At 46.8% G+C, this 12,476-nt stretch carries 10 protein-coding genes; 5 read left to right on the top strand and 5 right to left on the bottom strand.

The genetic code is table 11. The features are described 5' to 3' along the window. The 3 genes from MDMS009_RS16355 to MDMS009_RS02335 all read left to right on the top strand — a co-directional run. On the top strand, window positions 1-491 hold a 491-nt coding region (locus tag MDMS009_RS16355; RefSeq protein WP_008290264.1), incomplete at its 5' end, for a hypothetical protein. Between the two features lie 22 nt (window positions 492-513). Then, entirely contained in the window at window positions 514-1,005 is a 492-nt protein-coding gene (locus MDMS009_RS02330; RefSeq protein WP_008290277.1) for a gluconate 2-dehydrogenase subunit 3 family protein, read from the top strand. Continuing rightward, window positions 996-2,672, top strand: a complete 1,677-nt coding sequence (locus tag MDMS009_RS02335; RefSeq protein ID WP_008290318.1) for a GMC family oxidoreductase — start codon at window positions 996-998, stop codon at window positions 2,670-2,672. Before MDMS009_RS02330 ends, MDMS009_RS02335 begins: the two co-directional genes overlap by 10 nt. Window positions 2,673-2,678: 6 nt before the next feature. Here the strand turns inward: MDMS009_RS02335 and argA are convergent, their stop codons facing one another. Then, a complete protein-coding gene (gene argA / locus MDMS009_RS02340) occupies window positions 2,679-3,980 on the bottom strand; it encodes an amino-acid N-acetyltransferase (RefSeq protein WP_008290291.1) in 1,302 nt (433 codons plus the stop codon). A gap of 119 nt (window positions 3,981-4,099) precedes the next feature. Here argA and ilvD point away from each other — a divergent pair, with 119 nt between their 5' ends. Beyond that, window positions 4,100-5,953, top strand: a complete 1,854-nt coding sequence (gene ilvD, locus MDMS009_RS02345) for a dihydroxy-acid dehydratase (protein ID WP_043887842.1) — start codon at window positions 4,100-4,102, stop codon at window positions 5,951-5,953. Between the two features lie 61 nt (window positions 5,954-6,014). Here ilvD and MDMS009_RS02350 read toward each other — a convergent pair whose 3' ends face one another. Together MDMS009_RS02350 and MDMS009_RS02355 are read right to left on the bottom strand one after the other, a co-directional pair. Beyond that, window positions 6,015-7,799, bottom strand: a complete 1,785-nt coding sequence (locus MDMS009_RS02350; protein WP_008290301.1) for an ABC transporter ATP-binding protein — start codon at window positions 7,797-7,799, stop codon at window positions 6,015-6,017. A gap of 140 nt (window positions 7,800-7,939) precedes the next feature. Then, a complete protein-coding gene (locus tag MDMS009_RS02355) occupies window positions 7,940-8,614 on the bottom strand; it encodes a TIGR04211 family SH3 domain-containing protein (RefSeq protein WP_008290286.1) in 675 nt (224 codons plus the stop codon). Between the two features lie 167 nt (window positions 8,615-8,781). Between MDMS009_RS02355 and MDMS009_RS02360 the strand changes: the two genes are divergently transcribed. Beyond that, complete coding sequence (locus tag MDMS009_RS02360; RefSeq protein WP_237700457.1) at window positions 8,782-9,216, top strand: arsenate reductase ArsC; 435 nt, start codon at window positions 8,782-8,784, stop codon at window positions 9,214-9,216. Window positions 9,217-9,236: 20 nt separating this feature from the next. On the opposite strand, the gene MDMS009_RS02365 is transcribed toward MDMS009_RS02360, so the two are convergent. Further along, window positions 9,237-11,051 carry a GGDEF domain-containing protein gene (locus MDMS009_RS02365; protein WP_008290279.1) on the bottom strand — a complete coding sequence of 605 codons (1,815 nt, stop codon included), beginning with the start codon at window positions 11,049-11,051 and terminating at the stop codon, window positions 9,237-9,239. A 274-nt stretch (window positions 11,052-11,325) separates the two neighbouring features. Then, window positions 11,326-12,476 (bottom strand): OprO/OprP family phosphate-selective porin (locus MDMS009_RS02370; RefSeq protein WP_043887844.1); only part of this gene is annotated, 1,151 nt, incomplete at its 5' end.

Genomic DNA, 12,476 nt, shown 5'->3' on the forward strand with positions numbered 1-12,476 from the left:
TTGTAGCAAACTATGACTTAGTCACAACAAACTCTGGCAGTAGCGAGCAAACTGATAATCAAGCCTATGCTGGTTTAGTATGGACGTGGGGTAATATCACACCGTCAGCAGTAATAGGTTTTTCGCATGGCCAGGTTGAGTCAGATGGTGATACGCAAGGGATTCATGCTTCTTTGAGTATTAACTTTCTCGATGGTATCCAACTAGGAAAAGTGAAATTAACCTACCTGAATGGTAAAGAAGACTTTCAGGGGGAGGCAGGCATCGGTTATGACCTTATTAACAAGGCTTTTTTGATTCCGGTTGGTGTGAACGCCCCCCATATGGCTGCTGGTCTAGATGTGTCATGGGCGGCAATAGAGCCATACTTCATTCTGCACACGCGTGATAAGTTCGATAAACCGGATGAACGTTCCGTGACCGAATGTCGTAATGTTGGCCCAGGTGGCGCATACACTGATGCTGACTGTACCAATCCGGCACCACTCTAATTTTTAATACTAAGCCGTAAGAATGAAGCTTAATATTCAGCGTCGACAGTTGCTAAAAACTGTCGGCGCTTTTTTTATGGCTTATGGTCTCGATATACACGCAGAAAACCTATCGTTGTCGGCACCGTCAAAGTCAGAAACAGAAATGCTGTCTGCTTTTGTGGATGTCTTAATTCCTCGCGATCAATACACTGGTTCCGCAACGGATTGTCAGGTAGATAAGCAAATTTGGTCTTTGGCTGAGTCCTCAGAAAATTTTCGCCGTCTTTTAGCCTTGGGCTGTGAGGGGTTAAACGCGACCGACGGACCATCTTTTTCTGAGCTCAGTTATCAGCAGCAATACAAGCTAGTTAGCTGGATGGCAGAATCAGACTGGAACCATGTACCTCGTCGCTTTTACGAAATTGTGCGTCAGACCGCATTAAGTTTGTATTACGCTCAGCCTGAAACATGGCAGGGGTTGTCGATTAGTGTTCCGCCTCAGCCAAACGGCTACCCGCCACCATGGAATTAAAGAATAAGCCTGATGCGATCGTCGTCGGTGCTGGTGCGGGCGGTGCAGCGGTTGCTTGGCGCTTAGTCGATCAGGGCTTGAACGTATTAATGTTGGAAGCGGGGGAACGCTTTAACCCCAGTCGTGATTACAAACTCCATCAAGCCGACTGGGAGCGCCATCAATTCCCTCAGACACAAGCCAGTCAGGGCGCGGTCACTGTCGCAAAACTGGATAAGCTTGCTCCCGCTAATCACGATCTGATGTCTTGGAATAAAAGCCGTGGCACCTTGATAAAAGATAATACGCGTCAGCCAGCGGGAAAAGGGTATATTCACGTGCAGGGGGTTGGCGGCTCTACGCTTCACTTTGTTGGTGAGTCGCATCGTTTAAATCCGGCTTCAATGAAATTACAAACTCAATTTGGTGTCGGTCATGACTGGCCAATTGATTATGAAACATTAGAGCCGTATTACATTCAGGCTGAAAAACTAATAGGTGTTGCAGGACCTACGGAGCAGCCTGGCCGCTGGCGTTCTGAACCCTTTCCATTACCGCCTCACCCGTTAAGTACCTCAGCCCAAGCTTTAGTTAAGGCTGGTAGTGAGCTGGGTATGCATTGGCAGGAAAATTCACGCGCTGCACTGTCACGACCCTATGATGGCAGGCCTGCCTGCAATTATTGCGGTAATTGTTCGCGCGGCTGTCCGATAGGAGACAAAGGCTCAGCAGATGTCACGTTTGTGCGACATGCAGAAGCAACGGGACGTTTGACGGTTAAGTCGCTGTGCTCCGTAATCGATTTTGATGTCGCAGAAGATGGCAGGATAAATTCGTTAAGTTATGTTGAGGCGGGTGAAAAACATCATGTAGCTGCGCCAGTGGTGGTGCTTGCGGCAGGTGCCGTGCAGACGCCGCGTCTGTTGTTAAGTGCAAAAAGTCACTTTATGCCAAATGGACTCGCTAATCGTTCGGGGCAAGTTGGCAAAAATTTCATGGAGACCTTGTTCTGGTCTTCAACGGGCATCATAAGTGAGGTGGCCAATACCCATATGGGATTGCCAGCTGATGCAATTTGTTGGGATTTTAATTCACCTGATGCCATAAATGGCGTTGTGGGTGGGTGCCGGTTTTACTCATCGACCAGAGAAATGGGGTTTAACGGTCCGATTGCCTACGCCACGCGCTCTACTACTGGATTTGGGCGTCAATTAAAGGCACAAGTCAGAGAGCAGTTTGGGCGGGCAGTCTCTGTGGGTGCGATAGCTGAATTTTTACCTAACCCGCAAAGTTATATCGATCTGGATGAGACCAAGAAAGACGAAAATGGCATCGCATATCCACGAATTCACTCTCACCTAACGGAGCAGGATATAACGCGGCTTCGATTTATGGCTGAGCAGTCCAGAGCATTATTGAAGCAAGCCAATGCAACATTGGTCGAAGAGTACGGCACATTCGATTATTTTGCGACAACGCATGTCTTTGGGACTTGTAAAATGGGCGATGACCCCAGCGATTCGGTCGTTAATAGTGAATGCCAGAGTCATGATCACCCTAATCTGTTTATTACAGATGCAAGTGTTTTTCCATCAACAGGTGGTGGTGAAGCACCTTCATTAACCATTCAGGCGCTCGCAATAAGAGCAGCAGATTTTATTGTTGAACGCTTTGCTAGTAATAGTTAAAACTGATTAGCCTAAGTCTTTTTTAAATACTTTCGAGTTGCGCTGGTAGTTGTACAACGCTTGTTTGGCAACGGGAAGTTCAGCGATCTCAGCCTGATTGAAGCCTTGCTCTAAAAACCAGTGTGCTGTCTGTGTGGTCAAAACATAAAGATGATTCAAACCGGCTGAAACGGCAATTTTTTCAATACTGGTGAGTAATTGTTGCCCACGGCCGTGGCGGCGATACGTATCGGACACCGCTAAGCAGGCAAGCTCTGCCATGTTGTTTTCAGGATAAGGGTAGAGCGCAGCACAAGCGACAACGGTACCGTCACGTTCCATCACAGTGAAATGATCAATTTCGCGCTCCAGCAACTCTCTTGAGCGTTTCACTAAGGCACCATTTTCCTCTAGCGGTTGTAGCAACTCCAGAATGCCTGCGACATCATCAATGGTGGCCTGACGTGTGGTTTCAAATGACGTTGCGGTTAGAAGGGTTCCGGCCCCGTCACGACTGAACAGTTCTTGCAACAATGCACCATCTAATGCTCTGTCGAGTAAATGCACGCGCTTTACGCCTGACTGACAAGCTGTCACTGCAGCTGCAATAGAAGGATGTGCCGACAGATTTTCTCTTGCCTCTTGCAAGGTGAGCTCGCGTGGTAAGTCACGGTTGCTGTGGCCAATAAAAATTAACTTATCAGCATTAATAGCCGTTGCCACGGCGGTTGCAATCGCTTCGGATGAAAGATTAAAAATTTCACCAGTCAGTGAATAACCTAATGGCGGCAAAAGAACGATGTTATCAAGATTTAATTGTTGTTTTATACCGGCCACATCAACCCGTCTGACTTCACCGGTATGACCGAGATCGACACCATCCAAGATACCAGCCGGTCTTGCTGTCACCAGATTGCCACTGGTACAACGAATGCGTGCATCAGCCATCGGTGTATGAGGTAGACCAAACGAGAGCTTGGATTCAATATCAACGCGCAGTTTGCCAATCACGGCTTTCGCTGTTTTCAGACTGGCATCATCGGTAATGCGCAATCCCCCGTGGTAGTGAACGGGAATATTTTGTTGTTTACATTGTGCTTCGATTTGAGGTCTGGCACCGTACACTAAAACAAGTTTGACCCCCAGGCTGCTTAAGATGGCAATGTCATGCAATAAGGGGTCAAAGCCTGCGCTGTCGATGGTTTCACCGTCAAAGGCAATCACAAACGTCGCGTCACGGTGGGCATGAATGTAGGGCGCAGCAGTGCGAAACCAACTGGTGGTTGTGGCCAGACTCTGGGTATTTGTCGTTATTTGTGGCTCGTTCATAGACACCTTTTTATCGCAGTCTCAGCACACTTGCCAAGTAACGTGTAAAATTTATACAGATAAACACATGGAATTTTAGCATTTCATGTTGCAAAACAGCTTTTTGGAGAAAATTCAGCATGCCTCAATATCGTTCTAAAACGTCAACAGCCGGCCGTAATATGGCAGGTGCCCGTGCCTTGTGGCGCGCGACGGGTATGAAAGATGATGATTTCAATAAACCCATTATCGCTATCGCCAATTCGTTTACCCAGTTTGTGCCAGGCCATGTACATCTGAAAGACTTGGGACAACTGGTTGCGCGTGAAATCGAAAGAGTGGGTGGTGTTGCGAAAGAGTTTAATACCATTGCAGTAGATGATGGTATCGCTATGGGTCACAGCGGAATGCTTTACAGCTTACCTTCGCGTGACATCATTGCCGATTCTGTCGAATACATGGTTAATGCGCATTGCGCAGATGCCTTAGTGTGTATTTCCAACTGCGACAAGATCACACCGGGCATGTTAATGGCGGCAATGCGCTTGAATGTGCCGGTCATTTTTGTTTCCGGTGGCCCAATGGAAGCGGGTAAAACCAAACTGGCAGGGAAAGACGTCAAACTGGATTTGGTTGATGCCATGGTTCAGGCCGCTGATGAGAGTGTCAGTGATGAAGACGTAGCACAGGTAGAGCGTAGTGCTTGTCCGACTTGTGGCTCTTGCTCGGGCATGTTTACGGCTAACTCGATGAACTGTCTGACCGAAGCCTTAGGGCTGTCATTGCCAGGTAATGGTTCATTATTGGCAACCCATGCCGATCGTGAAGAATTATTCTTGGAAGCGGGTCGTCGCATTGTTGATTTAGCAAAACGTTATTACGAAAACGATGAAGATGATGTGTTGCCACGCGCGATCGCGGCTAAACCCGCATTTGAAAATGCGATAGCGTTGGATATCGCCATGGGTGGATCGACCAATACGGTGCTGCATTTATTAGCGGCTGCCAATGAAGCCAAAGTCGACTTCACTATGGCAGATATCGATCGCATGTCGCGTAAGATTCCTAATTTGTGCAAAGTCGCGCCAGCAACTAACAAATACCATATGGAAGACGTACATCGCGCTGGTGGTGTGGTGTCGATTCTAGGTGAACTGGCAGCGGGTGGATTGTTACATACCGATGTGCCGACTGTTCACAGCAAAACAATGGCCGATGGTCTGGCGCAGTGGGATATCAAGCGCAGTGACTATGATGCAGCACATTTACGTTATCTCGCCGGGCCGGCTGGTATTCCGACACAGGTTGCGTTCAGCCAGGACTGTCGTTGGCCAGAACTCGATGTGGATCGTGAAAATGGTTGTATTCGCAGTATTGAACACGCCTACAGTCAGGATGGTGGTTTGGCTGTGCTTTACGGAAACTTGGCGGAAGATGGCTGTATTGTAAAAACAGCGGGTGTGGATGAGTCGATTCTGACGTTTTCAGGTCCAGCCCGTATTTTTGAGTCACAAGATGCTTCTGTTGCCGCTATTTTGAGTGGTGATATTAAAGAAGGCGATGTGGTGTTGATTCGCTATGAAGGACCGAAAGGTGGCCCGGGTATGCAGGAAATGTTGTACCCAACCAGTTATCTGAAATCGAAAGGTTTAGGCAAAGCCTGTGCCTTGCTGACCGATGGTCGCTTTTCAGGTGGCACCTCTGGGTTATCTATTGGCCATGCTTCGCCTGAAGCTGCTGAGGGCGGTAATATCGGTTTGGTGGAAGAAGGCGACATTATCAATATCGATATCCCAAATCGCACGATCAATGTCGATTTAAGCGATGAAGAGTTTGCCCATCGACGTGCCAGAATGGAAGACCGTGGTGAAAATGCTTGGAAACCGGTTGCGCGTGAACGTGAGGTCAGTTTGGCATTACAAGCATATGCCGCATTAACCACATCGGCATCAAAAGGTGCTGTGCGTGATGTGGAGCAGTTGAAACGTCGCTAATTGAGACCAATTGCAGAAACAAAAAAGGCCCGATATCTCGGGCCTTTTTTATGTATAACGGTTAAATCTGTTGTGCATAGAGTTTTTGGTATAAGCCATCTTGTCGGATCAGCGAGTCGTGATCGCCTTCGGCAATAATTTCACCGCCATCAAACACAATAACCCGATCAGCCTGTCTAACGGCGCTGAGCCGGTGGGCAATGATGATCGTTGTCCGGTCTCGTAAGTATTCTTCCAGTGCCATATGCAGATGATATTCGGTGTCACTATCAAGCGCAGAGGTTGCTTCGTCCAGCACGACCACACTAGGGTTGATTAACACCATGCGAGCAATGGCAAGGCGTTGTCGTTGACCACCGGAGAGTTTCACGCCAGCACGACCGATAATCGTATCGAGTTTTTTGGGCATGGCGATAATGACATCTTCCAGCTGTGCGATGCGAACCGCATTCCACACAGCATCATCAGAATAAGTCCGGCCCATCGTGATGTTCTGGCGCACACTGTCATTAAATAGCGCCGGGCTTTGTAAAACCGTCGCAACATGTTCACGAACGGTGTCGAGTCCAATGTCGCTGACAGGTACATCATTGAAATACACCATGCCTTTATCTGCCGGATACAGGCCTAATAGGACATTGACCAAGGTCGATTTACCCGCGCCACTGGCACCGACCAGCGCGACTTTTTCACCTGCTTTTATCGATAGTGAAACGCCGTTCAGGACCTTGTTGTTATCGCCATATTTAAAATGCAGGTCTTTAATCGCAATACTGCTCGCTTCTCCCCCGGCAAACGGATTAATGTTGTCGGGATAGCGCGTTTCTTCTTTCATGGAGAACAGGCTGTTCAAGCGACCCACCGCAGCACTTGCTGCGTAGAAAGAGTATTGAATGTTCAAAATTTCTTGGACCGGACTCATCATGAACCACAGATAACCGAATACGGCGAACATTTGGCCGATGCTCAGATCGGAAAATACCACCATAAACATACTGACAGCGCGAAACACATCAAAACCGAACAGGAAAATCACAAAGGAGAAGCGGTTGGCGGCATCACTTTTCCAAGCAAACTCTGATGCGTGATTACGAACACTTCGCGCATTATCAATCACTCGCCGCAGATAATGCTTTTCTCGGTTAGCGGTTCTTATCTGCTGTACCGCATCCAGCGTTTCGGTCAGACTTTGCTGAAAAATTTCGAACGCCGAGTTTTCCTTTTTCTTCAAAGCTTTAACGTGTTTGCCCACCATCATGGTGAAATAAATCACCAATGGGTTCATAAATAGAATGAGTAAGGCCAACTGCCAATGTAGAAACAGCAGAATAATCGCAGTACCAATGATGCTGAGGATGGCAACAATCAAGCGACTGATGGTGTTGCCAATAAAATTATCAATGACTTCGATATCAGTGACAAAGTGTGATGCGATACCGGCACTGCCCCGAGTTTCGTATTCACTGATGGCAATTCTGCCGAGACGTTTAATCAGGGTGTGGCGAATGCGAAAAGTAATGCGCTTTGCTATCAAGGTGAAATAACGTGACTGTGCCACATTGAGGAGCAATGAAAATACGCGAAGAACTAAGGTGAATAAAAGCACAGCCGTGATGAACAAAATCGGGCCATGCCAGTGTTCTGGTGTGAACTGTTCGATGAAGTGAACGGTTGGGCCTGGTTGGTCTAATAAGACTTCATCCACCATTAATGGCAGAAGCAGGGGAACTGGCACAGCACAGATCGTTGCCAGAACGGCAATAATGTTGGCCTTAATCAGGTGCTTTTTATAACCTAGCGCCTGACGCAATATGCCTTTAAGTTGGTAGCTGTTTTCGCTGCTCATTATGGTAACGGGTGTGGTTGCTTTGTTAGTCCCTTGTTAAAAGGGCAAAACAGTTAGTGAGTCATCCATAGACAGTAGTTCCGCCGCTAACAACATTATACCCCGCAAAGCGCGGGGTATATTTATCAGGTCAGTGTTATTTAAAGACTGCCCCAGCTGTCTTTTTTACGAATCCGCAATCGCGGCAAAATCAGTCCAAGAATAATGCCTGAGAACAATACCGCAGCACCAATGAGGAACCAGCTACGTGTGCTGTTATCTTTCAATGCATTATTTTCGATAACCAAAGACTGGTTTTCATGATCAATTTGTTGCAGTTTTTCTTTGAGCTGACGGTTTTCATTTTCCAAAGCCACAGCATTGGAAGCAGTGCGACGCAGATCATCCAGCTCTTTGCTGAGACGCTGTGACTTTTCTTTTAATGTCAGGTTTTGTGTATCGACATTTGAATTTTGACTGCTCAAGGTTGAAATTTCTTCTTTGAATTTAGAAATCTCAAGCTCCAGGTTAGCGACACGCTGCTGGCTGGCTTCTAATTGATCTCGAGCGCTCGGTGAGTTGCTGAGATAACGGGTGAGTACCCAGCCTTCAACACCTTCACTGGTTCTTACTTTAGAGTAGCCGGCCGGATCTGTTTCAAGCACATCAAGTCGTGTGCCGGACTCAAGCATTTTGCGAATACTGAATTGCACACCCTGACCATTACGCATGGTGATTTCCAGTTCGTCAGAAACATAGCGAGTAGTTTGTGCATAAGCAAAAAATGGCATGCACAGGGTGGCAGCAATCAGGATGCGGCTGATGAATTTTTTCACGATGGCAGTCTGCTATTAATGATTAAACACGCATTTTAGCAGATGCAACCGAGCAAGCTTCAAGTATGTCGCGAAGATTATGCGAACTGAGTCGGTAAAAATGCGCATTCATCAGCTTGTCATATTGTTTTGCTACCCTCGCCGAGCATATGAAAAAGGTAATAGAAATGGATAAATTAAGAGTCATGTTTTTGTGCACAGGAAACTCCTGTCGTTCGCAAATGGCGGAAGGTTGGGCGCGTGCGCTAGGCGGTGATGACATTGAAGTGAAATCTGCTGGCATTGAAGCGTACGGTCAAAATAAGAACGCGATTGCTGTGATGTCCGAGGTTGGCATCGACATATCAGAACAAGAGTCTATTCGCGTTAATGGTGAAATGTTGGAGTGGGCTGACTTGCTGGTCACGCTATGTGATAACGCAGAAGAGCAATGTCCATTATTAAGCCCACATACCATTAAAGTGCATTTACCCCTACCAGACCCAGCCAAAATGAAAGGGTCTGAAGACAACATGTCAGCGGAGTTTCGCGAAACTCGTGAAAAAGTCCGTCAGCGAGTTGAATTTGTGCTGGAGCAAGTGGCATTGGATGATGCCGTTTGAGCCAGCCCTTGGTTTGGCATTTAGTGATTAATGCTGAGCAGTTTTTGTTGCGTGACGTCACTGCATAAGCAGTGCTGATAGCCTAGCTGAAATAAGCTATTGCCATTTAAACGTTTAGCCATCGACTTGGCTTTACTGGCACACTCCGCCAAATCAATCTCTGCCTGTATATCATCGAAGTCATGCAACCTTACAGCGCCGATAGATAGGCTTAATAAGGGATAAAAAATTTCCTGCCCATGTCTGTCGGTAGCGTTTATGCCTTTTTGTTGCAAATGACGTTGGCTATACAACTGAGGGTGAAGCATTTCAAACGCCGTTAATATTTTCTCGCAGCGTTTCTGCCAGTCCGGGCTTTCAAACAGGATGATAAAATCATCCCCTCCCACATGCCCAACAAAATCGACATCGGTATTAACATGCTTGGTTAAGGCTTGGGCCGTCAGACTGATCACTTGATCACCCTTGCTATAGCCATAGATATCATTGTATGGCTTAAAGTTATCGAGATCGAAATAGCATACCGTGACATCGCGTCCCTGCTCGAGGACATCGCGAGTATGCTCGCTCAGAGGAACATTGCCCGGTAAGCCACTGAGAGGGTTCGCATGTCTAGCCATCGTCAGTTGCAAGTCAGTAATCTGACGCAATAAGTCCATCAAACTGCCAACCCCACGGTAGCGGTTCTGTTCCGTGATAATAAACATACTGTGCTGGTGGTTTTCAGTTTGGCTGGTGATCTGATAACTCAGATTTTTTAATGGTAAATCAGTTTCGACAACCAAAGGGTTGGCATCCATAAACTCTGTGATGACTTTACGACCATGTAATTCACGGCCGAAGTGGCTCGCATAGATTGTCATAAACTCGTCACGCCACAGTATGCCAGCGATTCGGTTGGTATCATCAACCACAGGTAACGCTGTCAGCCTGAGGTTTTTCTGAAACAATTCAGCAGCGCGATGCAGTTTATCGGTGGTTCGTAGTGGTGCCAGCTCAGTCAATAAGCTGCCAACCAGCGTGTTAGCGCGGGGACGGCCGGGCGACAAGATATGGGTCTGTTGTCGCTCTGCGAATAAGTTCTTATCCAGACTACGTTGAGGATGGCGGCTAGGGCGTGCGAAGTAATAGCCTTGTGCAAACTGCATGTCCAAACCCTGTGCAGCGAGGTATTCTTGACGTATTTCTATACCTTCTCCAATGACCTGACAACCAATACTTTTTGCAATATCGATCATGGATTGCACAAATTGACGTTTTTGACGATCTTCATGAATGTTTTGCATGAAATGGCGGTCAAGTTTGACAAAATCAGGCTTCAGCTCAGACCACGTGCGCAACCCTGAGTAGCCTGCACCAAGATCATCAATTGCAATTGAAAAGCCCATTTCACGATAATGTTCTGTTGCCTGGCGCATCAGCTCATAATCTTCAATTGGGTATTGCTCAGTAAGTTCAATGACGACCTGTCGTGGTGAAATGCCCGCTTGTTTCAGATATTGCACAGTCAAACCATGCGGATAATCCTGTTCGAGTAATGACGCTGGACTGGTATTAATAAATAACTTGCCTGGTAGTCCCAGCTCGCCATACCGCTTGACCGATGTTTCACGACAAAGCAGATCGAGCTCTGCTAAACGGCCATGGATACTCGCGGTATTAAACAAGTTAATAGGGGAGTGAAGTGGACTATCCGATGGTCCACGAATTAATGCTTCATAACCGAATATCTTCTGCTCGTGCATACAGATAATGGGTTGAAAAAGAGGGGTCAGACTTCCTTGACTGAGTATATCCTCAAGTGAATGAAAATAATGTAGTTCTTCTTTGGTCATTCTTCTTCAGTCATAGAAAAGTCCTGCCTCACAACGAGGCAGGATAAAAACGAGATTAAGCAATATAGCCAGCTAAATCACGTAGGAGAGAAATCGAGTAATCACTTTCACAATCAGAAAACGTATAGCTGAGATAGTGTCACATTTTTATGCGTCTGCTTTATGACAAAATGATGACGTTTTTATGACAGTGGCTTGGTGGAAGAGAAAGGCAAAAAAAAGGCCCCACCTAAAGGTGAGGCCAATTCCCGAAGAGTAAACTTCTAGCTACTGACTACCAGTATGCTTGTGCGCGGAATTTCAGAGCAGAAGGCTCTTCGTCTGCGCCGGTACCGTCGACTGTCAAATCAGTCACTTTCGAGTAGTTCAGCATTAAGCGAGTGTTCTTAGTTGGGTAGTAGTTAACACCCAAAGTGAACTGGTCGTATTCATCTTCCATTGACGTGCCTGGATCGACTTCTACGCTTTCAAAACGTGCAGCCACTTGCCATGCACCGTATTTCGATTTAGGTGAAATACCTGATGTGTAGCCTTTTTTCCATTTCAGTGATTCACCGGTCAGGAAGTAACCCGCTTCAACGGCGTAACCTGTGGTATCGATATCGCTACCTGCTTCTGGTTCAGCTGTATGATCCAAGTACTCAGCCATTGCGTGGAATGAACCAAATACACCCATTGCATCAACAGAGAATGCATCAGCTTGGTCAAGTGCAATCGTACCAGTTGAAACTGGTTTGAAGCTGTCATCATGACTTACCAGGTCAGGTTGGAACTTGAATGAATCACCACCACCTTGCGTCAGGTAACCAGCACCGATTTGAACTAGGTTTTTGCCTTCATTATAAGGAAGGAATGAGCCGCGAACCGCAAACGTACTGCCGTTGATTTCGTAGGTGTCATTGTCACCATCGAAACCACCGTTTTGCAGACCCGCACTCAATGCCCATTTGTAATCACTGTCATTGATGCTAACAACGGCACCACTTGCGCGTGCAGGAGAAACACTGCTATCAGCAAACATTGGACGATCCATGAACGTCATATATTTAGAACTGATTTTTGTGTTTAAGCCGAATGGGATATGAGATTGACCCAGTTTGACGCCCCATTTGGTGTTGTCAGACAGTTTATTACCGTAGCCAATGTAAGCATCTTTAATTGACGCATCACCACCGGCGAAGTCAGCTTCAAATTTGTAGCTCCAATCGTAGATTGAACCGGCGAAACCAAGACGTGCACGGCGAAGCTCAGTACCTTTAACATCATCATCACTGTCATCAGTGTCTGCATCTGCGTTGACTGCATCCCACATCACACGACCGATAGGTTGAAATGACCAGTTACCGTCTTGGTCTTCGATTTTCAGCTTACCGTCAGTAGTAATTTTAGGCATGTCAGCTTTTGCTGCGGCAACAGCTTCTTCTT

This window comes from Methylophaga thiooxydans DMS010 (assembly GCF_000156355.1).
GTDB lineage: Bacteria > Pseudomonadota > Gammaproteobacteria > Nitrosococcales > Methylophagaceae > Methylophaga > Methylophaga thiooxydans.